This is a genomic window from Streptomyces sp. 549, assembly GCF_030124175.1.
GTDB lineage: Bacteria > Actinomycetota > Actinomycetes > Streptomycetales > Streptomycetaceae > Streptomyces.
Genome location: NZ_JASKMT010000014.1, coordinates 65238 through 89122, shown reverse-complemented (window position 1 = coordinate 89122; position 23885 = coordinate 65238). Strand labels below are relative to the sequence as shown.

20 protein-coding genes and 1 pseudogene are annotated in these 23885 nt (G+C 71.6%); 5 read left to right on the top strand and 16 right to left on the bottom strand.

From position 1 onward, the window contains the following. Position 1: 1 nt before the first annotated feature. The 6 genes from QNO07_RS17225 to QNO07_RS17200 all read right to left on the bottom strand — a co-directional run bounded on the left by QNO07_RS17225 (position 2) and on the right by QNO07_RS17200 (position 6620). The gene (locus tag QNO07_RS17225; RefSeq protein ID WP_283992942.1) at positions 2 to 817 is read right to left on the bottom strand and encodes an ABC transporter permease; all 816 of its coding nucleotides are present in this window, start codon (positions 815 to 817) and stop codon (positions 2 to 4) included. Then, a complete protein-coding gene (locus QNO07_RS17220; protein ID WP_283992941.1) occupies positions 817 to 1743 on the bottom strand; it encodes an ABC transporter permease in 927 nt (308 codons plus the stop codon). The genes QNO07_RS17225 and QNO07_RS17220 overlap by 1 nt, the downstream gene beginning before the upstream one ends. After that, on the bottom strand, positions 1743 to 2870 hold the full coding sequence (locus QNO07_RS17215) for an ABC transporter ATP-binding protein (RefSeq protein ID WP_283992940.1): 1128 nt from the start codon (positions 2868 to 2870) through the stop codon (positions 1743 to 1745). The genes QNO07_RS17220 and QNO07_RS17215 overlap by 1 nt, the downstream gene beginning before the upstream one ends. 38 nt (positions 2871 to 2908) lie before the next feature. Beyond that, positions 2909 to 4072: a polyamine ABC transporter substrate-binding protein gene (locus tag QNO07_RS17210; RefSeq protein ID WP_283993002.1), complete on the bottom strand. Its 1164-nt coding sequence runs from the start codon at positions 4070 to 4072 to the stop codon at positions 2909 to 2911. Between the two features lie 215 nt (positions 4073 to 4287). Further along, positions 4288 to 5814 carry a gamma-aminobutyraldehyde dehydrogenase gene (locus QNO07_RS17205; RefSeq protein ID WP_283992939.1) on the bottom strand — a complete coding sequence of 509 codons (1527 nt, stop codon included), beginning with the start codon at positions 5812 to 5814 and terminating at the stop codon, positions 4288 to 4290. Between the two features lie 107 nt (positions 5815 to 5921). Next, positions 5922 to 6620 (bottom strand): DUF4190 domain-containing protein, encoded by a 699-nt coding sequence (locus QNO07_RS17200; RefSeq protein ID WP_283992938.1) that lies wholly within the window; start codon positions 6618 to 6620, stop codon positions 5922 to 5924. A gap of 103 nt (positions 6621 to 6723) precedes the next feature. Here QNO07_RS17200 and QNO07_RS17195 point away from each other — a divergent pair, with 103 nt between their 5' ends. Then, a complete protein-coding gene (locus tag QNO07_RS17195; RefSeq protein ID WP_283993000.1) occupies positions 6724 to 7746 on the top strand; it encodes an adenosine deaminase in 1023 nt (340 codons plus the stop codon). Between the two features lie 147 nt (positions 7747 to 7893). On the opposite strand, the gene QNO07_RS17190 is transcribed toward QNO07_RS17195, so the two are convergent. Continuing rightward, positions 7894 to 9327, bottom strand: a complete 1434-nt coding sequence (locus tag QNO07_RS17190) for a gamma-aminobutyraldehyde dehydrogenase (protein ID WP_283992937.1) — start codon at positions 9325 to 9327, stop codon at positions 7894 to 7896. A 161-nt stretch (positions 9328 to 9488) separates the two neighbouring features. On the opposite strand from QNO07_RS17190, the gene QNO07_RS17185 reads away from it, so the two are divergent. The 4 genes and pseudogenes from QNO07_RS17185 to QNO07_RS17170 all read left to right on the top strand — a co-directional run bounded on the left by QNO07_RS17185 (position 9489) and on the right by QNO07_RS17170 (position 13449). Then, positions 9489 to 9983: an Lrp/AsnC family transcriptional regulator gene (locus tag QNO07_RS17185; RefSeq protein WP_283992936.1), complete on the top strand. Its 495-nt coding sequence runs from the start codon at positions 9489 to 9491 to the stop codon at positions 9981 to 9983. After that, positions 9968 to 11350 (top strand): aspartate aminotransferase family protein, encoded by a 1383-nt coding sequence (locus QNO07_RS17180; RefSeq protein WP_283992999.1) that lies wholly within the window; start codon positions 9968 to 9970, stop codon positions 11348 to 11350. The genes QNO07_RS17185 and QNO07_RS17180 overlap by 16 nt, the downstream gene beginning before the upstream one ends. Before the next feature lie 291 nt (positions 11351 to 11641). Continuing rightward, positions 11642 to 12310, top strand: a pseudogene (locus QNO07_RS17175) (ABC transporter ATP-binding protein); the annotation flags it as partial. After that, positions 12292 to 13449: a hypothetical protein gene (locus QNO07_RS17170; protein ID WP_283992934.1), complete on the top strand. Its 1158-nt coding sequence runs from the start codon at positions 12292 to 12294 to the stop codon at positions 13447 to 13449. The pseudogene QNO07_RS17175 and the gene QNO07_RS17170, both read left to right, overlap by 19 nt. A gap of 96 nt (positions 13450 to 13545) precedes the next feature. Here QNO07_RS17170 and QNO07_RS17165 read toward each other — a convergent pair whose 3' ends face one another. The 9 genes from QNO07_RS17165 to rpsB all read right to left on the bottom strand — a co-directional run bounded on the left by QNO07_RS17165 (position 13546) and on the right by rpsB (position 23682). Continuing rightward, positions 13546 to 14583 (bottom strand): ABC transporter ATP-binding protein, encoded by a 1038-nt coding sequence (locus QNO07_RS17165; RefSeq protein WP_283992933.1) that lies wholly within the window; start codon positions 14581 to 14583, stop codon positions 13546 to 13548. A gap of 2 nt (positions 14584 to 14585) precedes the next feature. Further along, positions 14586 to 16196 (bottom strand): ABC transporter permease, encoded by a 1611-nt coding sequence (locus tag QNO07_RS17160; protein WP_502961869.1) that lies wholly within the window; start codon positions 16194 to 16196, stop codon positions 14586 to 14588. A gap of 104 nt (positions 16197 to 16300) precedes the next feature. Further along, entirely contained in the window at positions 16301 to 17374 is a 1074-nt protein-coding gene (locus QNO07_RS17155; RefSeq protein WP_283992932.1) for a thiamine ABC transporter substrate-binding protein, read from the bottom strand. A gap of 211 nt (positions 17375 to 17585) precedes the next feature. Continuing rightward, positions 17586 to 18692 (bottom strand): dual-specificity RNA methyltransferase RlmN, encoded by a 1107-nt coding sequence (gene rlmN, locus QNO07_RS17150; RefSeq protein WP_283992931.1) that lies wholly within the window; start codon positions 18690 to 18692, stop codon positions 17586 to 17588. A 146-nt stretch (positions 18693 to 18838) separates the two neighbouring features. Beyond that, entirely contained in the window at positions 18839 to 19897 is a 1059-nt protein-coding gene (locus QNO07_RS17145) for a phosphatidate cytidylyltransferase (RefSeq protein WP_283992929.1), read from the bottom strand. A 242-nt stretch (positions 19898 to 20139) separates the two neighbouring features. Beyond that, positions 20140 to 20697, bottom strand: coding sequence for a ribosome recycling factor (gene frr, locus QNO07_RS17140; protein ID WP_283992928.1), 558 nt, complete (start codon positions 20695 to 20697; stop codon positions 20140 to 20142). A gap of 134 nt (positions 20698 to 20831) precedes the next feature. Next, positions 20832 to 21581, bottom strand: coding sequence for a UMP kinase (gene pyrH / locus QNO07_RS17135; protein ID WP_283992927.1), 750 nt, complete (start codon positions 21579 to 21581; stop codon positions 20832 to 20834). A 155-nt stretch (positions 21582 to 21736) separates the two neighbouring features. Then, complete coding sequence (gene tsf / locus QNO07_RS17130) at positions 21737 to 22570, bottom strand: translation elongation factor Ts (RefSeq protein ID WP_283992925.1); 834 nt, start codon at positions 22568 to 22570, stop codon at positions 21737 to 21739. Positions 22571 to 22695: 125 nt separating this feature from the next. Next, positions 22696 to 23682 carry a 30S ribosomal protein S2 gene (rpsB, locus tag QNO07_RS17125; RefSeq protein WP_283992923.1) on the bottom strand — a complete coding sequence of 329 codons (987 nt, stop codon included), beginning with the start codon at positions 23680 to 23682 and terminating at the stop codon, positions 22696 to 22698. Between the last annotated feature and the right edge of the window lie 203 nt (positions 23683 to 23885).

The following is a 23885-nucleotide window of genomic DNA, read 5'->3' as shown; positions in this document are numbered from 1 at the left end:
GTCAGTGGCTCCTCTGGCGACGGTTGCCGGCCAGCTGGCCGGCGAGCACGATGGTGACCGCGATGAGGAACATCGCCGAGCCGATGACGTTGACCTGCACGGGAACGCCGCGCTGCGCGGCGCCCCAGACGAACATCGGGAAGGTCACCGTGGACGGGCCCGCGTTGAACTGCGTGATGATGAAGTCGTCGAAGGACAGCGCGAAGCTCAGCATGGCCCCGGCGGCGATGCCGGGCGCGGCGAGCGGCAGCGTGACCCGCAGGAACGTCTGCAGCGGCCCGGCGTAGAGGTCGCGGGCGGCCTCCTCCAGGCGGGGGTCCATGGACGTCACCCGGGCCTTGACCGCGACCACCACGAAGCTGAGGCAGAACATGATGTGCGCGATGAGGATGGTGGTGAAGCCGAAGCCGACCCGCATGTTGAGGAACAGCGTGCCGAGCGAGGCGGCCATGACGACCTCCGGCATGGCCATCGGCAGGAACACCAGCGCCTGGGTGGCGGACTTGCCGCGGAAGCGGTAGCGGGCCAGCGCGAACGCGGCGAGCGTGCCGAAGACGGTGGCGACGAGCGTGGCGAGCACCGCGATGCGCAGGGAGAGGCCGAGCGAGCCGCACATGTCGGCGACACCGCAGGGGTTGGTCCACGCGTCGGTGGAGAACTCCCGCCACTCGTAGTTGAACCGGCCGGCGGGCTTGTTGAAGGAGAGCAGCAGCACCACGAAGTTGGGCACCAGCAGGTAGGCCAGGGCCATCAGTCCGGCGATCACCACGAGGTTGCGGCGGACCCAGCGGGTGGTGGAGGTCAGCATGGCGGACATCAGACGAGGTCCTCCGTTCCCGCTCTGCGCATGTACACGGTGACCATGACGAGGATCAGCGCCATGAGGAGGAACGACATGGCGGCGGCCGTCGGGTAGTCCAGGACGTTGAGGAACTGCTTCTGGATGGCGTTGCCGACCATCTGCTCGTTCGGCGACCCCAGCAGCTGGGCGTTGATGTAGTCGCCGGACGCCGGGATGAAGGTGAGCAGGGTGCCGGCGACGACTCCGGGCAGCGACAGCGGGAACGTCACCTTGCGGAAGGTGGTGGCGGGCGTCGCGTACAGGTCGCGGGCGGCCTCGTGCAGGCTCGGCTCGATGCGTTCCAGCGAGCCGTACAGCGGCAGGATCATGAAGGGGAGGAAGTTGTAGGTGAGGCCGCAGACCACTGCGAGCGGCGTCGCCAGCACCCGGCTCTCCGAGGTCAGGCCCAGCCAGCTGGTGACGTCCAGCACGCCGACCGCGCCCAGCACGGAGACGACCGGGCCGCCGTCGGAGAGGATCGTCTTCCAGGCGAGGGTGCGGATGAGGAAGCTGGTGAAGAAGGGCGCGATGACCATGACGAGCAGCAGCGCGCGCCAGCGGCCCGCCCGGAACGCGATGAGGTAGGCCAGCGGGTAGCCGATGACCAGGCAGAGCACGGTGGCGGTGGCCGCGTAGCCGAATGAGCGCAGGAAGTGCGGGCCGTAGTTCTGCAGCGCCTCCCAGTAGGTGGCGAAGTGCCAGGTGACGCGGTAGCCCTCTTCGAGCGAGCCGGTCTGCACCGAGGTGGAGGCCTGGTAGAACAGCGGCGCCACGAAGAAGACGGCCAACCACAGTCCGGCGGGCAGCAGCAGCCAGTAGGCGGTGGCTCGGCGGCGTCTGGGCGGCGGCGCGGCCGGCGGGGCGTCGGGGGCCACCGCCTTGATGGTGGGGGGCGCGGTCATCAGACGGTCGCCTCCTCGGTGCCGGCGTCGATGGCCTGCGAGGCGTCGAGCGCGAAGGTGTGCTCCGGCTGCCAGTGCAGGACCACGTCGGTGCCGGGGGTGAGGCGGGCGCCCAGACCGGTGTTCTGCGCGTAGACGGCGAGTTCCGGGTTGGCGGGACTGCTCACCAGGTAGTGCGTGGAGACGCCGAGGAAACCGGCGTCGGTGATGGTGCCGGTGAGCTGGTTGTGCCCGGCCGGCACGGTGTCCGCGGCGTCGGCGGCCACCATGGTGATCTTCTCGGGCCGGACCCCGGCGAACACCGCGCTGCCGCGGGCCGTGCCCTCGGGGGCACGTCCGGCGGGCAGCCGCAGGGTGCTGCCGGCGGCGGTGAGCGTCAGCTCGGGGCCGGAGGTGTCCTCGACGTCGGCCCTGACCAGGTTGGACGTGCCGAGGAAGTTGGCCACGAAAGTGCTGCGCGGGTTCTCGTACAGCTCGGCGGGCGCGCCCTGCTGCTCGACCCGGCCGCCGTACATCACCGCGACGGAGTCGGCCATCGTCATGGCCTCCTCCTGGTCGTGGGTGACGTGCACGAAGGTGATGCCGACGTCGGTCTGGATGCGCTTGAGCTCCAGCTGCATCTGGCGGCGGAGCTTCAGGTCGAGCGCGCCGAGGGGTTCGTCGAGCAGCAGCACGCTGGGCCGGTTGATGAGGGCCCGGGCGAGCGCCACCCGCTGCTGCTGGCCGCCGGAGAGCTGACGGGGCCGGCGGCGGCCCAGGCCGCCCAGCTCGACGAGCTCGAGCATCTCCTCGACCTGCTTGGTGACGGAGGTGATGCCGCGGCGGCGCAGCCCGAAGGCGACGTTGTCGTGCACGCTGAGGTGCGGGAACAGTGCGTAGTTCTGGAAGACGGTGTTGACGGGCCGCCGGTGCGGGGGCAGTGCGGTGATGTCCTGCTCGCCGAGCAGGACCCGGCCGGTGGTGGGTTCCTCCAGCCCGGCGATCATCCGCAGGGTGGTCGTCTTGCCGCAGCCGGACGCGCCGAGCAGCGCGAAGAAGGAGCCCTCGGGAATGGTGAGGTCCAGGGGGTGCACCGCGGTGACGTCCCCGTAGACCTTGCTGACCTGGGAAAGAGTGATGGCAGTCATGTGGCGGGCCGTCTTTCGAAAGGGAGGTCCGGGGCGCGTCAGGCGCCGATCAGTTTGGCGAACTTGTCCTCGAAGTCGCTCTCCTCGGCTGCGGAGAGCGGCCGGAAGTTCCGGCCCTTCGCGATCATGGCGGCGTCCGGCACGATCAGCGGGTCTCCCGCCAGGTCCTCGTCGATCTTCGCCAGCTCTTCCCCGGCTCCGGCGACGGGAGTGATGTAGTTGACCCAGGCGGCCAGCTCCGCGGCGACCTCGGGCCGGTAGTAGTAGTCGATGAGCGTCTCGGCGTTCTTCTTGTGCTTGGACCCGGCGGGCACCAGCAGGTCGTCGGTGCCGAAGAGGTAGCCGGCGTCGGGGATGGCGAACTCCACGTCGGGGTTGTCGAGCTGGAGCTGGACGATGTCCCCGGCCCAGGCGACGCAGGCCGCGATGTCGCCGCGGTCGAGTTCGTCGACGTAGTCATTGCCGGTGAACCGGCGGACCTGCTTGGTGTCGACGGCCTTCTGGATGCGGGCGATCGCCGCGTCGAAGTCGTCGGCGGTGAACTTGGTGGAGTCCTTGCCCATGTCGAGCAGGGTCAGCCCGACGGTGTCCTGCATCTCGGTGAGCAGTGAGACGCGTCCGCGCAGCGACTCGTCCTCCAGGAGCTGGCTGACACTGGTGACGGCCTTGCCTCTGGTGGCCTTCTTGTTGTAGGCGACGACGGTGGCGATACCGGCCCACGGGTAGCTGAACTGGCGGCCCGGGTCGTGCGGCGCGGTGCGGAAGCGGGGTTCCAGGTTGGCGACGGCGTTGAGCATGTTCGCCGGGTCCAGTCGCTGGGCCCAGCCCTGCCGGATGAGGCGGCCTGCCATCCAGTCGGTGAGGCAGACGAGGTCCCGGCCGGTGTCCTGGCCTGCGGCGAGCTGCGGCCTGATCTTGCCGTAGAACTCGTTGTTGTCGTTGACGTCCTCGATGTACTTGACCTTGATGCCGGACTCCCGCTGGAAGGCGGCGAGGGTGGGGCGCAGGCTCTCGTTGTCGTCGTCGACGTCGATGTAGAGCGGCCAGTTGGAGAAGGTGAGTGTCTTCTCGCGGTCCGAGCGGTCCTCGGTGGCGTCCGGTTCGGTGCCCGCGCCGCCCTGGGCGGGCGGGATGCCGCAGGCGGCGAGCAGTCCGGCACCGGCCACCGCGGAGGCGCCGGTGAGGAGGCGGCGGCGGGACATCGCGGCGCGTCCGGAGGTGAGGCTGCGCTGCCAGGCGGCGCGGACCGGGTCGGGCAGGCCGGCGCAGAGGTCGTCGGCGGTGCGGGGGTCGGGAGGGTTGGGAGGGGAAGCCATTGGAGTACTGCCTTCCTGGAAGGGGTCAGGGAAGGAGTGGGGGGTGGCCGGGCGGTGCCCGGCCGCTGGGCGGGCCGGCTGACGCTGGGCGGCGGTGCCGCTCAGCGGATGCCGAAGACCGTGCGGTGCCAGTCCTTGCGGGCGACCGCGGTGTTGTCCTGCATGACGTGCTTGATCTGTGTGTACTCCTCGAAGGAGTAGGCGGACATGTCCTTGCCGTGGCCGGAGGCGCCGAAGCCGCCGTGCGGCATCTCGCTGATGATCGGGATGTGGTCATTGATCCACACGCACCCCGCCCGCAGCTCCCGGCCGGCGCGGGCCGCGCGGTAGACGTCCCTCGACCAGGCGGACGCCGCAAGCCCGTACGGCGTGTCGTTGGCGAGGGCCAGCCCTTCGTCGTCGCTGTCGAAGGGCAGCACGGTGAGCACGGGACCGAAGACCTCGTGCTGGACGATCTCGCTGTCCTGCGGTGCTCCGGTGACCAGCGTCGGCAGGTAGAAGGCGCCCCGGGCGGATCGGTCCCCGTCCGCGAAGTCCGGCGGGCCGCCGCCGGTGACCACGGTGGCGTAGGACCGGGCGCGTTCGACGAAGCCGGCGACGCGGTCGCGGTGGGCGTGGGAGATCAGCGGCCCGAGATCGGTGCCGGGGTCGAAGGGGTCGCCGAGCCGGACGGCGGCCATCAGGTCGGCGACGCCCTCGACGAACGCCTCGTACAGCGGGCGCTGCACGTAGGCGCGGGTCGCGGCGGTGCAGTCCTGGCCGGTGTTGATCAGCGATCCGGCGACCGCGCCGTGGACGGCCGCCTCCAGGTCGGCGTCGTCGAAGACCACGAAGGGCGCCTTGCCGCCGAGTTCCAGGTGCAGGCGCTTGACCGTGCGGGTGGCGATCTCCGCGACCCGGCGGCCGACGCCGGTGGAGCCGGTGAAGGAGGTCATGGCCACGTCGGGGTGGCCGACGAGGTGCTCGCCCGCGTCGGGGCCGGTGCCGCAGACGATGTTGACCACGCCGTCCGGGAGGCCGGCCTCGGTGGCGGCCGCCGCGAACATCAGGGAGGTCAGCGGGGTGGTCTCGGCGGGCTTGAGCACGATGGTGTTCCCGGCGGCGACGGCCGGCAGCACCTTCCAGGCGGCCATCTGCAGCGGGTAGTTCCAGGGGGCGATGGAGCCGACGACACCGACGGGTTCACGGCGCACCGCGGAGGTGTGGTCGCCGCTGTACTCGGCGGCGGCCGTGCCCGACAGGTGGCGGGCCGCTCCGGCGAAGAACGCCGTGTTGTCCACCGAGCCGGGCACGTCGAACTCGGTGGTGAGCCGGACCGGCTTGCCGCACTGGAGTGACTCGGCGTAGGCGAACTCACCGGCCCGCTCGGCGAGCACCCCGGCGAGGCGGTGCAGCGCGTCGGAGCGCTCGGCCGGGGTGGCGCCCGCCCAGCCGGGCAGGGCCCGGGAGGCGGCGGCCACGGCGTCGTCCACGTCGGCGGTCGAGGCGAGCGCGTAGCTGTGCACCTGTTCGCCGGTGGCCGGGTCGGTGATCACCTGGGTGCGCCCCGAGGTGCCCCGCGCGGGCTTGCCGTCAAGGTACTGGGCACCGTCCGCGAAGCGGACGGCTACGTCGAACCTCTGGACCATCGAGCTCTCCTGCCTCACATGGGCGTGACGTGGCGTCGGCCGGTGATGGTGGCCGATCCTGACAGGAGTTCGTCACTTGAACAAGGGATTCCGTCGTTGCCTTTTGATTACACGACGAATTCTGTCTCCGGATGGCCTACAGCTGCGTCGTACCCGTACTCGTCGTAGCCGGGTCCGAAGTCCTCCTCCGAGGATGCGGTGACGATCAGCGCGAGAAGCAGCGCGACGAACACTGCGGAGAGCACGGTCGAGACGATGCCGAGCACCAGCCCGGCGGTGGCGAAGCCGCTGCCGTGGGCGGTGCCGCGGTTGATGCGGCGCCGGGCCGCGATGGCGAGGCCGAGCGCGACCGGACCGGCCAGGATGCCCAGGAAGGCGCCCCACACGGTGAGGGTGAGCACCATGGCGACGATGCCGACCACCATGGACGCCGTGCAGATGCCGCTGGTCGGCGGCTTCGGCGCGTGCGGCGCCCAGCCCGCGTAGCCGTGCGTCGTCGCCTGGGGCGGCGGTGCGGCGTAGCCGGGTCCGGCCGGGTGGCCGTAGCCGCCGGGCGGTCCGGTCGGGTAGCCGTATCCGCCGGGCGGTGTGCCCGGCGCGGGGGACGGCGCGGGCGGCACCGGCGGCACGCCGTGGCCGGCGGGCGGGCCGCCGGTCGCGGGCTGCGGCCGGTCCCACGCGTACGGCGGGGGGCCCGCCGGCGCCGCCGCGTACGGCGGCTGCGGGCCGGGCGGGGTCTGCGGCGGCTGCTCCCCCGGTGGTGCCCAGGGGTTCGGTTCCGCCGCTCGACCCTGTTCGTAAGCCATAGCCCCTCCCCGGTGCTGGTTCGCCCTCATCGTATGCGCGCCCCCTGTCACGCCCGCATACGATGACGGGCGCCCCTGCCACCGGAGGATTACCTTGTCCGAGCTGCCCGACCTCACCGCCTTCGTCGCCGGCCTGCCCAAGGCCGAACTGCACGTGCACCACGTCGGCTCCGCCTCGCCGCGCATCGTCGCCGAGCTGGCCGCCCGGCACCCGGGCGGGGCCGTGCCGGCCGACGTGGACGCGCTCGCCGACTACTTCACGTTCCAGGACTTCGCGCACTTCGTGGAGGTCTACCTGTCCGTGGTCGACCTGATCCGGGACGCGGAGGACGTACGGCTGCTCACCTTCGAGGTGGCCCGGGACATGGCGGAGCAGAACATCCGCTACGCCGAGCTGACGGTGACGCCGTTCAGCTCGACCCGGCGCGGCATTCCCGACGTGGCCTTCGTCGAGGCCATCGAGGACGCCCGCAAGGCGGCCGAGGCGGAGCTGGGCGTGGTGCTGCGCTGGTGCTTCGACATCCCCGGCGAGGCGGGTCTTGAGGCGGCCGAGGAGACCGCGCGCATCGCCTGCGAGCTGCGACCGGAGGGCCTGGTCTCGTTCGGCCTCGGCGGCCCGGAGATCGGCGTGCCCCGTCCGCAGTTCAAGCCGTACTTCGACCGGGCGATCGCCGAGGGGCTGCGCAGCGTGCCGCACGCCGGTGAGACCACCGGCCCGGGGACCGTCTGGGACGCGCTGGTGTCGCTGCGTGCCGAACGGATCGGGCACGGCATCAGCTCCGCGCGCGATCCGAAGCTGCTGGCGCACCTCGCCGAGCACGGCATCCCGCTGGAGGTGTGCCCCACGTCCAACCTCGCCACCCGCGCGGTGGCGTCACTGGAGGAGCACCCGCTGCGGGAGCTGGTGGACGCGGGGGTGACCGTCACGATCAACAGCGACGACCCGCCGATGTTCGGCACCGACCTCAACACCGAGTACGCCGTGGCGGCCCGGCTGCTCGGCCTGGACGCCGCGGGCGTCGCCGACCTGGCGCTCAACGCCGTGTCGGCGAGCTTCCTGCCCGACGCGGGCAAGGCCGCGCTGCGCGCGGAGATCCGCGGCCACCTCGCCGGCTGGCAGGGCTGAGCGGCCACGGCCGACGCCCCGGCCGACGGCAAGGCCGCCGCCCCGGGACGCGGTGCGCGTTCCGGGGCGGCGGCCTTCGCAGGTGCGGCCGCCAGCCGGGCGGGACCGGCGGATCGGCGGGGCCTCAGACCGGCGGGGCAGCCGGGGTCACAGCGCCGTCATGACGTGCTTGACCCGGGTGTAGTCCTCGAAGCCGTAGGCGGAGAGGTCCTTGCCGTAGCCGGACTTCTTGAACCCGCCGTGCGGCATCTCGGCGACCAGCGGGATGTGCGTGTTGATCCACACGCAGCCGAAGTCGAGGTCCTTCGACAGCCGCATGGCGCGGGCGTGGTCCTTCGTCCACACCGAGGAGGCCAGCGCGTACTCGACGCCGTTGGCCCACTCGACGGCCTGCGCCTCGTCGCTGAACCGCTGGACGGTGATGACCGGCCCGAACACCTCGTTCTGGATGATCTCGTCGTCCTGCTTCAGCCCGGAGACCACGGTCGGTGCGAAGAAGTAGCCCTTCTCGCCGACCCGCTCGCCGCCCGCCTCGACCTTGGCGTGCGCGGGCAGCCGGGAGATGAAGCCCTGCACCTTCTCCAGGTGGACCGCGTTGTTCAGCGGACCGTAGAAGCAGTCCTCGTCGTCGAGGTCGCCCGTCCTGACCTCGCCCGCGGCCTTGGCGAGCGCGGCGACGAACTCGTCGTGCACGTCCTCGTGGACCAGCACCCGGGTGGCCGCGGTGCAGTCCTGGCCGGCGTTGAAGAAGCCCGCGTCGCGGATGCCCTCGACGGCAGCCGACAGGTCGGTGTCGTCGAACACCAGCACCGGCGCCTTGCCTCCCAGCTCCAGGTGCACACGCTTGACGTCCTTGGCCGCGCTGGCGGCGACCTCCATGCCGGCCCGGACCGAGCCGGTGATGGAGGCCATCGCCGGGGTCTTGTGCTCGACCATCAGGCGGCCGGTGTCGCGGTCGCCGCAGACGACGTTGAAGACGCCCTTGGGCAGGACCTGGCCCAGCACCTCGGCGATGAAGACCGCCGACGCCGGGGTGGTGTCGGAGGGCTTGAGCACCACGGTGTTGCCCGCGGCGAGCGCCGGGGCGAACTTCCACACGGCCATCATCATGGGGTAGTTCCACGGCGCGACCTGGGCGCACACGCCCACCGGCTCACGCCGTACGAAGGACGTCAGTCCCTCCATGTACTCGCCGGCCGACTTGCCCTCCAGCATGCGGGCGGCCCCGGCGAAGAAGCGAATCTGGTCGAGCATCATCGGCAGTTCCTCCTGCCGGGTCAGCTCCAGGGGCTTGCCGGTGTCCTTGCACTCGACGGCAAGCAGCTCGTCCGCGCGGGCCTCCAGGGCCTCGGCGATCTTCAGGACGGCCAGCTGCCGGGTGCCGGGGGTGGCGTCGCGCCACGCCGGGAAGGCGGCCCGGGCGGCGGCCATGGCGGCGTCCACGTCCGCGGCGCCGGACAGCGCCGCCAACGCGTAGGTCTCGCCGGTCGCCGGGTCGACCACCTCCGTGGTACGCCCGTCCTCGGCGTCCCGGAACTCGCCGTCGATGTAGTTGCGCAGCCGACGCAGCTCGGTGGTCACTTCGCGCCCTCCTGCCGTTGTCCAATGGGTGAGACGTCCACCCTAACCGCCCGACGCGCGTATTCAACAGGGCCACCACCCCGTAACAACGAAATCAGTGTCACGAACGCTCATCAACGACGGATTACATCGCACAAGGGTTGCGCGACGGAGGAGTCCTCATGCACAGTGTCGACGTGGCTCGTGACTCCAAGAAAGCTAACGGCAACTCGTCGATCGACGCCGTCTCCCTGGCGATCATTGAACAGCTCCAGGAGGACGGGCGCCGCCCGTACGCCGCCATCGGCAAGGCCGTCGGCCTGTCCGAGGCGGCCGTGCGGCAGCGCGTCCAGAAGCTCCTCGACCAGGGCGCGATGCAGATCGTGGCCGTCACCGACCCGCTCACCGTGGGCTTCATGCGGCAGGCGATGGTCGGCATCAACGTCGAGGGGGACGTCGAGCCGGTGGCCGAGGCTCTCTCCCACCTCGAGGAGGTGGACTACGTCGTCGTCACGGCGGGGTCCTTCGACCTCATCGTGGAGATCGTCTGCGAGGACGACGAGCACCTCCTCGAAATGATCAACAAGCGGATCAGGACGCTTCCGGGCGTGCGGTCCACCGAGAGCTTCGTCTACCTCAAGCTGCGCAAGCAGACCTACACCTGGGGAACCCGATAACCGTGACAAGCAGCGACCTCTCCCGAACCGCGTACGACCACCTGTGGATGCACTTCACCCGTATGTCGTCGTACGCGGACGCCCCCGTGCCGACCATCGTGCGCGGTGAGGGCACCTACATCTACGACGACAAGGGAAAGCGCTACCTGGACGGCCTGGCCGGCCTCTTCGTCGTGCAGGCCGGCCACGGCCGCACCGAGCTGGCCGAGGCCGCAGCCAAGCAGGCCAAGGACCTCGCGTTCTTCCCGATCTGGTCCTACGCCCACCCCAAGGCGGTGGAACTGGCCGAGCGGCTGGCCAACCACGCGCCGGGCGACCTCAACAAGGTCTTCTTCACCACCGGCGGCGGCGAGGCGGTCGAGACCGCGTGGAAGCTGGCCAAGCAGTACCACAAGCTCACCGGCAACCCCGGCAAGTACAAGGTGATCTCGCGGGCCGTCGCCTACCACGGCACCCCGCAGGGCGCGCTGTCCATCACCGGCCTGCCCGCGCTCAAGGCGCCCTTCGAGCCGCTGGTCCCCGGCGCGCACAAGGTGCCCAACACCAACATCTACCGCGCCCCGATCCACGGCGACGACCCCGAGGCGTTCGGCCGCTGGGCCGCCGACCAGATCGAGCAGGAGATCCTTTTCGAGGGCCCCGAGACGGTCGCCGCGGTCTTCCTGGAGCCGGTGCAGAACGCCGGCGGCTGCTTCCCGCCGCCCCCCGGCTACTTCCAGCGGGTCCGCGAGATCTGCGACCGGCACGGCGTGCTGCTCGTCTCCGACGAGGTCATCTGCGCCTTCGGCCGCCTCGGCACCGTCTTCGCCTGCGACAAGTTCGGCTACGTGCCCGACATCATCACCTGCGCCAAGGGCATGACCTCCGGCTACTCCCCCATCGGCGCCGCGATCATCTCCGACCGCGTCGCCGAGCCCTTCTACCAGGGCGACAACACCTTCCTGCACGGCTACACCTTCGGCGGCCACCCGGTGTCCGCGGCGGTCGCCATGGCCAACCTGGACATCTTCGACCGGGAGAAGCTCAACCAGCACGTCCTGGACAACGAGGACGCGTTCCGCGGGACCCTGGAGAAGCTGCACGACCTGCCGATCGTCGGCGACGTGCGCGGCAACGGCTTCTTCTACGGCATCGAGCTGGTGAAGGACAAGCACACCAAGGAGACGTTCAACGACGAGGAGACCGAGCGCGTCCTGTACGGCTTCCTCTCCAAGGCGCTCTTCGACAACGGCCTCTACTGCCGCGCCGACGACCGCGGCGACCCGGTGGTGCAGCTCGCGCCGCCGCTGATCTCCGACCAGTCGACGTTCGACGAGATCGAGCAGATCCTGCGCGGGGTGTTGTCCGAGGCGTACACCAAGCTCTGACGCCCGTCGCGACCTGCGACCGCCCCGAGCGCGGGAGGCAGCCGTCCCCGTGACGGCCCGGCCACCCGATCGGAGCAACCTGCGCGCCGCCCGCGCCCGGCTTCCGGGTCGCGGGCGGCCCGCTGCGTACGGTGTGTGACCGGAAGTCCCGGGCACTCGCCACTCACCAACCGGGGCCCAAGCCGGAGGTGAGCGCAGATGTCCGCGCAGCAGGCTCCACCCGAGAACGGCGTGCTCACCGCACGCGCGCTGCACTACGCCCACGACGGCTCCCCCGCGCTGCTTGGCTTCTCGCTCTGCGTGCGCCCCGGGGAGATCGTCGAGGTCACAGGACCGCGCGGGGCCGGCAAGAGCACCCTGCTCGGCTGCCTCAGCGGCCGGCTGCTCCCCGACACCGGCGAGGTCTGCTTCGACGGCATGCCGCTGCACACCCTGCCGCCGTCCGCCCGCGAGCAGCTGCGCCTGGAACGCTTCGGCTGGATCGGCAGCAGCCCCGAACTGCTGCCCGAGCTGACCGCCTGGGAGAACGCGGCCCTGCCGCTGCTGCTGGCCGGCACCGGGCACCGGGCCGCCCGTGCACGGGCGGTGGAGTGGCTGGACCGCCTCGACATCGGCGACTGCGCCCGCCGCCGCCCCGCCGACCTCCCCCAGGCCGTCCGGCAGCGCGTCGCCGTCGCCCGCGCCCTGGTCCACAAGCCGAGCGTCGTGCTCGCCGACGAACCCACCGCGCCCCTGCACAGCGACGACCGGGCCCAGGTGCTGCGCACCCTCACCAGCGCGGCCCGCTCGCACGGCATCGCGGTGGTCCTCACCGCACCCGAGCGGCCGGTCGGCGGCAGCGGCCCGGCGAACGTGCCCCCGGCGGACCGCACCGTCACCCTGGTCGACGGCCGTGGCGCCGACGCGCCCGGCGCCGCGCCCGGAACCGAGGACCGGTCGGCATGCTCGCTCTCCGCCTGATCCGCGGCGCGCAGCGCACCGCGCTGCTGCAGCGGCTCGCAGTCGCCGCGGTCGCAGGCGTCACCGGCTTCCTGCTGCTGTGCGCGCTGGGCTTCGCGCTGTCCCACCCCGGTGAGCCGGGCGCCGCCGCCACCCGGCTGCTGTGGTGCCTGCTGCCGCTGGCGGCGACCACCCAACTCGCCGTGGCGGTGGCCAGGGCGGTGCCCGGCGGCGACTCCCGGTCCGGGCTGGACGCCGTCGGCCTCGGCCCGGCCGGGCTGCCGGTACTCGCCGCGATCTCCACCGCCGTGTCCTGCCTGCTGGGCAGTGCGCTGGCCCTGCTGGTCTTCCTGCACCTGCGCGGCGACGTCACCGGCCTGCCGTTCGACGGCCAAGCGGCGGACCTGGTCGCCGCCGACCGGCCGCTGCCGGTGCCCGCGGCCCTCACCCTGCTGCTGGTGCTGCCCGCGGTCGCCGCCACGGCCAGTGCTCTCGCGCTGCGGCGGCGGGCACGGACCGCCGCCCCCGGCGCGGACGGCACCACACCAGGCCCGGCACCCGCACCCGCACCCGCCGAACTGCCGTGGGGCGCCGCGCTGGTCGCCCTCGGCCTGGCGCTGGAGGCCTACACCGGCCACCGCGGCGCCGACCAGCTGCCGCCCCCCGGCGGCGGAGCACCCGCACCGGGCGTGGTGGCCGGGTGGCTGCTGGTCGCCGCCGGACTGGTGCTCGCCGGTCCCGGGCTTGTCCACCTCACCGGGCGGCTGCTCGCCGCGGGCCGGCCCGGGGCCGCCCGGCTGCTCGCCGGGCGCGGCCTCCAGGAGGAGGCCCGCACGGTCGGCCGGCCGGTGGGGGTGCTCGCCGCGGTGGCCTGCGGTGCGATCGCCGTGGTGACGCTCCACGGCGCGGTCCGCCCGTTCGGCGTGCTCACCGTGCTGGGCGCGTCCGTCGTCCTGGCCTGCGCCATCGGCACCGCCCTGCACGCCGCCGCCGAGGCCCGCTCCGGCCGGGCTCCGGCGCACGCCGTGCTCGACCGGCTGGGTGCACCGCGTGCGGCCCGGCACGGCGTGCGCTGGTGGCGGGCCGGAGCGCTGGTGACGGTGCTCGCCCCGCTGACCTGGGTAGTGGCCCGGCTGATCGCCCTGCCGCTGAGCGTCTGAGCGGCTGGCCCTCGCCGTGTGACCGCTGACCGCTGACCGCCTGACCGGCCGCGATGCGGTCCCGTCCGGGGATTCGAACGGACCGTACGGTCCGGGTCAGGCCGTGCGGCCGCCCAGCCGGACGACCTCGGCCGCGTCGAAGGTGACGGCCACGTCTCTGCCGTTGTCGGGGGCGTGCCGCAGCGGGCACGCCGCCTCCAGCGCGGGCCCGCTCGTAGGCTGGAGCAGCAGCGTCACGTGGTCGCCCCGGAACGTGCGGGCCTGCACGGTACACGGAAGTCCCATCTCCCCGGCAGCTGCCAGCCGCACGCCCGCCGGACGCACCAGCAGGTCGCAGGGGCCGTCCGCGGTGTGCTCCGGCACGGGCACCCGGCCCCACGCCGTGTCGGCCCAGCCGCCCTCCACGGTGGCCGGGACCACGTTGTCGAAGCCGAGGAACCGGGCCACGAAGGCGTCGGCGGGCCGCTGCCACACCTCCAGCGGGCTGCCGCTCTGCGCGATGCGGCCGTCCCGCATCACCACCACCCGGTCGGCGAGCGCGAACGCCTCACCCTGGTCGTGGGTCACGGCCAGCACGGTCGTGCCGAGCCGGCCGAACAGCTGCCGCAGCTCGACCACCAGGCGCTCCCGCAGGTGCCGGTCGAGCTGGCCGAGCGGCTCGTCGAGCATCAGCAGTCCCGGCTCGGGCGCCAGCGCCCGCGCCAGCGCGACCCGCTGCTGCTCGCCGCCGGACAGCGAGGCCACCGCGCGGCGCTCCGCGCCGGGCAGCCCGACCATGTCGAGCAGCGCCGCCACCTGCTTGTCCCGCCGCCCGCGGTCCACTCCCCGCATGCGCAGCCCGAAGGCGACGTTGCCGCCCACGTCGCGCTGCGGGAACAACTGGTGGTCCTGGAACATCAGGCCCAGCCCGCGCCGGTGCGCCGGCACGTCGTGCTGGTCCCGCCCGGCGAGCAGCACCCGCCCGGCGTCCGGCGTCTGGAGGCCGGCCACCACCCGCAGCAGGGTCGACTTGCCGCTGCCGCTCGGGCCGAGCACGCAGACGATCTGCCCCTCGCCGACGTCCAGGTCCACCCCGTCCAGCACCGCGCGGTCTCCGAACCGCACGGTGACGGCCTCCAGCAGCAGGGACGCCATGGTCAGAACTCTCCCGAACGGTCGGTGCGCAGGCGCTCCAGCGCCAGCAGGGTGACGGCGCAGACCACCATGAGCACCGTGCTCAACGCCATGGCCTGCCCGTAGTTCAGCTCGCCGGCCCGGCCCAGCAGGCGCTCCACGGCGACCGGCAGCGTCGGCGAGTCGGCGCGGGCGATGAACACCGTCGCTCCGAACTCGCCCAGCGACACCGCGAACGCGAAGCCCGCCGCCACCAGCAGCGCCCGGCGCACCAGCGGCAGATCCACCTCGCGCCAGGCCCGCAGCGGTGAGGCGCCCAGCACGGTGGCGGCCTCCCGCAGCCGGTCGTCCACGGCCCGCAGCACCGGCAGCATCGTGCGGACCACGAACGGCACGCCCACCAGGGCCTGGGCCAGCGGCACCAGAATCCACGACGACCGCAGGTCCAGCGGCGGCGCGTCCAGCGCGATGAGGAAACCGAAGCCGACCGTCACCGCGGAGGTGCCCAGCGGCAGCATCAGCAGGGCGTCGAACCCCCGGAAGAAACCGCCGCCGCGCCGGGCCAGCGCGGCGGCGGCCAGTCCGCCGACCACCAGCGCGATGACGGTGGCGACCGCCGCGTAACCGAGGGAGTTGGCCACCGCGGTGACCGGCGGCACCACGAAGGTGCTGGTCGCGTCCGGCGGGGAGCGCAGCGCCCGGTAGAAGGCGAGGCCGTAGCCGTCCGGCCCGGCAAGCGAGCGCTCCACCAGCACCACCAGGGGCAGTACCAGCAGCACGGCGATCACGGCCAGCTGCGACCACAGCAGCGCCCACTGCGCACGGCCGCGCGGCCGGCGGGCAGCGCCGGCCGACCCGACCAGCCGCAGCGCGCTCTCCCGCCGGCGCACCGTCCAGGCGTGCACGCCCAGCAGCGCCGCGACGGCCGCGAACTGCAGCAGGGTGAGCACCGCGGCCGTCGGCAGGTCCAGGAACTGGGCCGTCTGCCGGTAGATCTCGACTTCGAGCGTGGCGTACCGGGCGCCGCCCAGGATCTGCACCACGCCGAAGGAGGTGAACGTGAAGAGGAAGACCATCAGTGCGGCGGCGGCCACCGCCGGGGCGAGCGCGGGCAGCGTCACCCGCCGCCACGCGGCGAAACGGCCCGCACCCAGCACCTGGGCGGCCTCCTCCTGCCGGGGGTCGAGCTGCGACCACAGGCCGCCGACGGTCCGCACCACGACGGCGTAGTTGAAGAAGACGTGGGCCAGCAGGATCGCCCACACCCCGCTGTCCAGGCGCACGCCCCACAGGTCGTCGAGCAGGCCGCCGCGCCCGAGCAGGCCGAGGAACGCCGAGCCGACCACCACCGTCGGCAGCACGAAGGGCACGGTGACGACGGCCCGCAGCAGCTGCTTGCCGGGGAACTCGAACCGGGCGAAGACGTACGCCCCGGGCAGTGCGATGAGCAGCGTCAGCAGGGTGGACGCGGCGGCCTGCCAGAGCGTGAACCAGATGATGCCGGCCGTGTCGGGGGTGGACAGCACCTCGGCGAAGCGCGCCGGGTGCCAGCGGCCGTCCTCGAACAGGCCGCGCCCGACGATCGCCGAGACGGGGTAGCCGAAGAAGAGGGCGAAGAACGCCAGCGGCACCACCAGCAGTCCGAGGCGGACGGCGGTGCTGCGCCGGGCGGCCCGCGCCGAGGCGGACCGTCTGCCCGCGGCGGGCGGTCGGGTCGGCCCCGGCGGCAGCGCCGGGTCTACTTCAGAAGCGAGGACCACTGCTTGACCCACTGCTCCCGGTTGTCGGCGATCTTCGCCGGGGACACGCTGTGCGGGTCCTCGATGCGCTCGCCGTACCGGGTGAACACCTCCGGCAGTTCGGCGTCGTCCCGCACCGGGTTGACGAACATGTTGAGCGGCATGTCCTCCTGGAAGGCGCGGCTCAGCAGGAAGTCCAGCAGTGCCTTGCCGCCCTCGGGGTTCTTCGCGCCGTCGAGCAGACCGGCGAACTCGACCTGCCGGAAGCAGGTGCCGGTGGACACGCCGGTCGGGGCCTGCTCGGGCTCCTGGTCGTCGCCGTAGACCACCTCGACGGGCGGGCTGGAGGCGTAGGACACCACCAGCGGCCGGTCGCCCTTCTTGCGGCCCGAGGCGGAGCCGGTGAAGTGGTCGTTGTAGGCCTGCTCCCAGCCGTCGACCATCTCCACGCCGTTGGCCTTGAGCTTCTTCCAGTAGTCCGCCCAGCCGTCCTCGCCGTACGCACCGACGGTGGCCAGCAGGAACGCCAGGCCCGGTGAGGAGGTGGCGGCGTTCTGCACCACCAGCAGATCCTTGTAGCGGGGGTCGGCGAGGTCGTCGAGGGTCTGCGGCGGGTCCAGCTTCTTCTCGGCGAAGTAGGCCCGGTCGTAGTTGACGCACACGTCGCCGGTGTCGACCGGGGTGACCCGGTTGCGGTCCGCGTCGAGCTGCACGCCCTCGGGGACCTGCGACAGGCCCTCCGCCTCGTGCGGCGTGAACAGGTCCGCGTCGAGCGCCTTGGAGAGCATCGTGTTGTCGATGCCGAACAGCACGTCGCCCTGCGGGTTGCCCTTGCTGAGGATCGCCTGGTTGACGGTGGTGCCCGCGTCTCCCCCGCGCAGCACCTTCACCTCGTAGCCGCTCTCGCGGGTGAACTCCTTCAGCACGTCCTTGGACGCGGCGAAGGAGTCGTGCGAGACCAGGGTGACCGTCTTGGACGGCTTGCCGCCGTCCGTGTCGTCGCTGCCGCCGCATGCGGCGAGCGAGGAGACGGCGAGGGCGGATACGAGGGCGGTGGCTGTGGTGCGCTTCATCGAGCTGCTTTCGCGTACGGGCGCACGAAGGCAGCATGAGAGTAGTGCCGAACTTCCTACCCAGCATGACCTGGGCGAGGTTCGAGGGTCTGCGGCCCCTGCGTGGCTCAGCCACGCTTGCCGCACTCTCAGCGCTGCTCGCGCTCCCCTGTCGGATGCATACGGACGGTATGCGGTTGTCGGATCTTCTTTCGAACGATACCAGCCGGTCTCAGCGCTCGGTCGCGGCCAGCTGGCCGCACGCACCGTCGATCTCCTGGCCCCGGGTGTCACGGACGGTGACCGGGACGCCGTGGCGCTCCAGCGTCCGTACGAACTCCCGCTCGTCCTCCGGCCGGGAGGCGGTCCACTTCGAGCCCGGGGTGGGGTTCAGCGGGATCAGGTTGACGTGCACGCGCTTGTTCTTGAGCAGCCGGCCCAGCAGGTCGGCCCGCCACGCCTGGTCGTTGATGTCGCGGATCAGCGCGTACTCGATCGACACCCGGCGGCCGGACCTCTCCGCGTACTCCCAGGCCGCGTCCAGCACCTCGCGCACCTTCCAGCGGGTGTTGACCGGCACCAGGGTGTCGCGCAGTTCGTCGTCCGGAGCGTGCAGCGACACCGCGAGCCGGCACTTGAGCCCCTCGTCGGCCAGCCGCAGCATCGCAGGCACCAGCCCGACCGTGGAGACGGTGATGCCGCGCTGCGACAGGCCCAGGCCGTCCGGCTCCGGGTCGGTGAGGCGGCGGATGGCGCCCAGCACCCGGTTGTAGTTGGCCAGCGGCTCGCCCATGCCCATGAAGACGATGTTCGACAGCCGCGCCGGGCCGCCGGGCACCTCGCCGTCGCGCAGCGCCCGCATGCCGTCCACGATCTGGTGCACGATCTCGGCCGTGGTCAGGTTGCGGTCCAGCCCGGCCTGGCCCGTAGCGCAGAACGGGCAGTTCATGCCGCACCCGGCCTGCGAGGAGATGCACATGGTGACCCGTTCCGGGTACCGCATCAGGACCGACTCCACCAGCGTGCCGTCGTGCAGGCGCCACAGCGTCTTGCGAGTGGTGTCGTCGTCGCAGGAGATGTGCCGCACCACGCTCATCAGCTCCGGCAGCAGGTCCGCCGCCAGCTTCTCCCGGGAGGCGGCGGGGATGTCGGTCCACTGCGCCGGGTCCTGGGTGTAGCGGGAGAAGTAGTGCTGGGACAGCTGCTTCGCCCGGAACGGCTTCTCACCGATCGCGGCCACCGCCTCGCGACGTTCGGCGGGGCTGAGGTCGGCAAGGTGCCGCGGGGGCTTCTTGGCCCCACGCGGCGCGACGAATTGGAGTTCTCCGGGCTTAGGCATGGTTCCACCAGTGTGGCAGACGGTGAGGACAGGTCCGGGTCGCGACGGATGGGACGGTGGTCACGCCCGGGCGGCACACCGCGGCCCCGGTCCGCCGACAGCGGTACCGGGGCCGTGCGGGCGCGGCTCAGCAGGTGACTGACGGGTCAGCCGGCGCCGACGAAGACCACCAGCAGCAGCCACACCACGGGCGCGGTGGGCAGCAGGGAGTCCAGGCGGTCCATGATGCCGCCGTGCCCGGGCAGCATCGTTCCCATGTCCTTGATGCCGAGGTCCCGCTTGATCATGGACTCGCCGAGGTCGCCCAGCGTGGCACTGACCGCCACGGCCAGGCCCAGCAGCAGGCCCTGCCACCAGGTGCCGCCGTCGATCAGGAAGTGCGTGCACAGCGCGCCGGCCACCATCGCGAACGCCACCGCGCCGGCCAGTCCCTCGCGGGTCTTGCCGGGGCTGATGCGCGGGGCCAGCTTGCGCTTGCCGAAGCGCCAGCCGACGGCGTAGGCACCGGTGTCACTGACGACGGTGAGGACCAGGAACGTCATCACCCGCCACGGTCCGTCGTCGGCCGCCAGCATCAGGGCGACGAACGTGGCCAGGAACGGGACGTAGAAGGCGGCGAAGATACCGGCGGTGACGTCCCGCAGGTAGTTGTCGGGGGGCTCGGTCATGCGCCAGACCAGCACCGCCAGAGCGGTCAGCGCCATCGCCACCCAGGCGCCCTCCGCGCCCCGGACGTATCCGGCGACGATCATCGCCACGCCGCCGACGGCGAGCGGTACGAGCGGCGCACGGATGCCCTTGCACTGCGAGAGCCGGGTCGTCAGCTCCCACAGGCCGATCACCACCGCGGCGGCGACCACCGCGAGGAAGACCTCCTTGACGAGGAACAGTGAGGCGACGATGACCGCTCCGAGGCCGACACCGACCCCTATCGCCGCGCGCAGGTCGCGGCCGGCCCGCTTCTTCGGGGGTGGCTCGGAGGCAGGCTGGGGCACGGAGGTCTGCTCGTCTCGGAAGTGCGGGCCGCGGCTGCGACGACCGTCCTCGCGGTCGTCGCCGTCACCGGCGTCGGGCACGATGGGCATGGGGCGAGTGTGCGCCGCCTCGGCGACGTGGTGCGCGGGACCCGCCGACACGGCGGGCTCCTGATCGGGCGGACCCCGGAATCCGGCGTTCGGGGGCGCTCCCCAGGATGAGTCGTTCACTGATCTACAGCCCTTACCTAAAGACCCCTCGGACCTGACGGACTCCTGAACCAACCGGGGTGCGCGGCGGACTGACCGTCCCTCACATCCCGGCCCTGCGGACCGGACGGCACACGCTGCCGCCGGCCGGGGACGGTCCGGGGGCCGCGGCCGGGACCCGGCGCCACCCCCTGCTCCGGGTTCCCCGCTGCCCCGACCGGAAGCACGGCGGCCGGGGAGCAGCCGGCCGCCGACTCACCGGCTCACACCTCGAGCAGTTCGGCTTCCTTGTGCTTCAGCAGCTCGTCGACCTGGGCCACGTACTTGGCGGTGGTGTCGTCCAGGTCCTTCTCGCCGCGGCGGCCCTCGTCCTCACCGATGTCGCCGTCCTTGACGGACTTGTCGATGCCTTCCTTGGCCTTGCGGCGGACGCTGCGGATCGAGATCTTCGCGTCCTCCGCCTTGGCCTTGGCGACCTTGATGAACTCCTTGCGGCGCTCCTGGGTCAGCTCGGGGAAGTTCACCCGGATGATGCTGCCGTCGTTGGACGGGTTGACGCCCAGGTCGGAGTCGCGGATGGCCTGCTCGATGTTGCGCAGCGCCGTCTTGTCGAACGGCGTCACGACGGCCATGCGCGGCTCGGGGACGGAGAACGACGCCAGCTGGTTGATCGGCGTCGGTGCCCCGTAGTAGTCGGCCACGATCTTGTTGAACATCGCCGGGTGCGCACGGCCGGTGCGGATCGCGGCGAAGTCCTCCTTGGCGACGACGACCGCCTTCTCCATCTTCTCCTCGGCTTCGAGGAGGGTCTCTTCGATCACCACGTGCTCCTGGTTCGATGAATGAGCGGGTAAGCCCTTGGTTACTGCACGGTGTCCGAACGCCCGGCCGTTGTCCATCCCCACACCGGGCGGTTCGTGCGGCGTCGCGCCGCGGGTGGTGCTGCTGTGCGGCGTCAGTCGCGGGTGTCCTGAGCGCTGACGAGCGTGCCGATCTTCTCACCCTTCACGGCACGCGCGATATTGCCCTCGGCGAGCAGCTCGAAGACCAGGATGGGGAGCTTGTTGTCGCGGCACAGGGTGATCGCGGTCATGTCGGCGACCTTCAAATCGCGGGTGATGACCTCGTCGTAGGACAGCGCGTCGAACTTCACCGCGTCGGGGTTCTTCGCCGGGTCGGAGTCGTACACCCCGTCCACGCCGTTCTTCCCCATCAGCATGCCCTCGGCATGGATCTCCAGGGCGCGCTGGGCGGAGGTGGTGTCGGTGGAGAAGTAGGGCATGCCCATGCCCGCGCCGAAGATGACCACACGGCCCTTCTCCAGGTGGCGGATCGCCCGCAGCGGGATGTAGGGCTCGGCGACCTGCCCCATGGTGATGGCCGTCTGCACGCGGGAGTCGATGCCCTCCTTCTCCAGGAAGTCCTGGAGCGCGAGGCAGTTCATGACGGTGCCGAGCATGCCCATGTAGTCCGAGCGGGCCCGGTCCATGCCGCGCTGCTGGAGCTCGGCGCCGCGGAAGAAGTTACCGCCGCCGATCACCACGGCGATCTCGGCGCCGTCGCGGACCACCGCGGCGATCTCCCGGGCGATCTTGTGCACGACGTCGGGGTCCACTCCGAGTCCGCCGCCGCCGGAGAACGCCTCACCGGAGAGCTTCAGCAGAAAGCGTCGCGGGGTGTTTGTGTCGGTGGGCTTGCTGCTCATGAAGATCTCCTCGTGCACAGACGAAGGAGGCCACTGCCGTCGGATCCTCGCGGTTCCCTCTGGCAATGACCTCCTCGTTTCCAGCTGCCGTGTGCCCGACCCTAGCGGGAGCGGGCCCGGATCGCCGCCGACGTGTCGGGGCGTACGGGGTGGGGTCAGGCGCCGACGCGGAAGCGGGCGAAGCGCTTCAGCGTGACACCGGCCTCGTCCAGGACCTTCTGGACGCTCTTCTTGTTGTCCTTCGCGAAGGCCTGGTCGAGCAGGCAGTTCTCCTTGAAGAAGCCGTTGACGCGGCCTTCCACGATCTTCGGCAGGGCGCCCTCGGGCTTGCCCTCCTCCTTCGCGGTGGCCTCGGCGACGCGGCGCTCGTTCTCCACCGTCTCGGCGGGGACGTCCTCACGGGAGAGGAAGGTCGGCGAGAAGGCGGCGATGTGCTGGGCGACGTCCTTGGCGACGTCGGCCTCGGCCTTGTCCAGCTCGACCAGCACGCCGACCTGCGGGGGCAGGTCGGGCATCGTGCGGTGCAGGTAGGTGGCCACGAAGCCGCCGGTGAACTGCGCGAAGCGGTCCAGGACGATCTTCTCGCCCAGCTCGGCGTTCTTCTCGTCGACGAACGCGCGGACGGTGACGCCGTCGATCTCCGAGGCGAGCAGCGCGTCGATGTCGGCCGGCGAGGTGGCGGCCACGTGCGCGGCGATCGCGGCGGCGGCGGCCTGGAACTTGTCGCCCTTGGCGACGAAGTCCGTCTCGCACTTCAGCTCGACCAGCACGCCGGAGGTGTTGTCGTCAGCGATCAGGGCGACGACGGCACCGTTGGAGGCGGTGCGGGACTCGCGCTTGGCGACGCCCTTCTGGCCCTTGACGCGCAGGATCTCGACGGCCTTGTCGACGTTGCCCTCGGCCTCGTCGAGCGCCTTCTTGCAGTCCATCATGCCGGCGCCGGTCAGCTCGCGGAGCTTCTTGACGTCAGCGGCGGTGTAGTTCGCCATGATCGGTGAGTCTCTCTCGGAAGTCGGTGAGGATGGATCGGTGCGGAGGTGCTGCGGACGCACGGCGGGGGCGGTGCTCACGGCACCGCTCCCCGCCGTACGCCGTGCGGCGAGAAGCCGGTGCGTCAGGCCTGCTCGGCCGGAGCCTCGGTCGCGGCGGCAGCCTCGGGGGCGGCCTCCTCGGCCTTGGGCTCGGCGGCGTCGGCCGTCGCAGCGGTCTCGCCCTCGGTCTTCTCCTCAGCCTTGTCCTCAGCCTTGGGCTCGACGCCCTCGGCCTTGTCCTCAGCCTTGTTCTCGGCGTTCTCAGCGTTCTCGGCGTTCTCGGCGTTCGCAGCCGGCTTGTCCCGCTCCAGGAGCTCGCGCTCCCACTCCGGCAGCGGCTCGGCGGCGGACTTCTCGCCGCCCTTCGCCTCGGCGGCGCCGGAGCGGGCGATGAGGCCCTCGGCGACGGCGTCGGCGATCACCCGGGTGAGCAGGGTGACGGAGCGGATCGCGTCGTCGTTGCCCGGGATCTTGTAGTCGACCTCGTCGGGGTCGCAGTTGGTGTCGAGGATCGCGACGACCGGGATGTGGAGCTTGCGCGCCTCACCGACGGCGATGTGCTCCTTCTTGGTGTCGACGATCCAGACGGCGCTGGGCACCTTCTGCATGTCGCGGATGCCGCCGAGGGTCTTCTCCAGCTTGGCCTTCTCGCGCGAGAGGACCAGCAGCTCCTTCTTGGTGAGGCCGGAGGCGGCCACGTCCTCGAAGTCGATCAGCTCGAGCTCCTTGAGGCGCTGGAGCCGCTTGTGCACGGTGGAGAAGTTGGTCAGCATGCCGCCGAGCCAGCGCTGGTTCACGTAGGGCATGCCCACGCGGGTGGCCTGCTCGGCGATGGCCTCCTGGGCCTGCTTCTTGGTACCGACGAACATCACCGAGCCGCCGTGGGCGACGGTCTCCTTGACGAACTCGTAGGCGCGGTCGATGTACGACAGCGACTGGAGCAGGTCGATGATGTAAATGCCGTTGCGCTCGGTGAAGATGAAGCGCTTCATCTTCGGGTTCCAGCGACGGGTCTGGTGCCCGAAGTGGACGCCGCTTTCCAGCAGCTCCCGCATCGTGACGACGGCCATGGCCGTTCTCCTTGGTGCTCGGTTGTCAGCTTCGGCCGGACGGCCTCCGCTCCTGACGCCCCGACGCGTCGTGCCCGCGGAACACCTGGTGAGGGTCGTTCTTGAGGACCGAGAGACGCGGCCGTCCGTGAAGGCCGGCGGGGCGTGCGAAGTCGACCCGGTCAGCCGGGTCGCCTCCAGAAGTGTACGGGACCCCGTAAGCC

What these genes read in the sequence shown, in the direction of transcription:
- QNO07_RS17225 (WP_283992942.1), bottom strand. Translation starts at nt 817, where the DNA reads ATGTCCGCCATGCTGACCTCCACCACCCGCTGGGTCCGCCGCAACCTC.
- QNO07_RS17220 (WP_283992941.1), bottom strand. Translation starts at nt 1,743, where the DNA reads ATGACCGCGCCCCCCACCATCAAGGCGGTGGCCCCCGACGCCCCGCCG.
- QNO07_RS17215 (WP_283992940.1), bottom strand. Translation starts at nt 2,870, where the DNA reads ATGACTGCCATCACTCTTTCCCAGGTCAGCAAGGTCTACGGGGACGTC.
- QNO07_RS17210 (WP_283993002.1), bottom strand. Translation starts at nt 4,072, where the DNA reads ATGTCCCGCCGCCGCCTCCTCACCGGCGCCTCCGCGGTGGCCGGTGCC.
- QNO07_RS17205 (WP_283992939.1), bottom strand. Translation starts at nt 5,814, where the DNA reads ATGGTCCAGAGGTTCGACGTAGCCGTCCGCTTCGCGGACGGTGCCCAG.
- QNO07_RS17200 (WP_283992938.1), bottom strand. Translation starts at nt 6,620, where the DNA reads ATGGCTTACGAACAGGGTCGAGCGGCGGAACCGAACCCCTGGGCACCA.
- QNO07_RS17185 (WP_283992936.1), top strand. Translation starts at nt 9,489, where the DNA reads ATGCACAGTGTCGACGTGGCTCGTGACTCCAAGAAAGCTAACGGCAAC.
- QNO07_RS17170 (WP_283992934.1), top strand. Translation starts at nt 12,292, where the DNA reads ATGCTCGCTCTCCGCCTGATCCGCGGCGCGCAGCGCACCGCGCTGCTG.
- QNO07_RS17165 (WP_283992933.1), bottom strand. Translation starts at nt 14,583, where the DNA reads ATGGCGTCCCTGCTGCTGGAGGCCGTCACCGTGCGGTTCGGAGACCGC.
- QNO07_RS17155 (WP_283992932.1), bottom strand. Translation starts at nt 17,374, where the DNA reads ATGAAGCGCACCACAGCCACCGCCCTCGTATCCGCCCTCGCCGTCTCC.
- rlmN (WP_283992931.1), bottom strand. Translation starts at nt 18,692, where the DNA reads ATGCCTAAGCCCGGAGAACTCCAATTCGTCGCGCCGCGTGGGGCCAAG.
- pyrH (WP_283992927.1), bottom strand. Translation starts at nt 21,581, where the DNA reads ATGAGCAGCAAGCCCACCGACACAAACACCCCGCGACGCTTTCTGCTG.
- tsf (WP_283992925.1), bottom strand. Translation starts at nt 22,570, where the DNA reads ATGGCGAACTACACCGCCGCTGACGTCAAGAAGCTCCGCGAGCTGACC.
- rpsB (WP_283992923.1), bottom strand. Translation starts at nt 23,682, where the DNA reads ATGGCCGTCGTCACGATGCGGGAGCTGCTGGAAAGCGGCGTCCACTTC.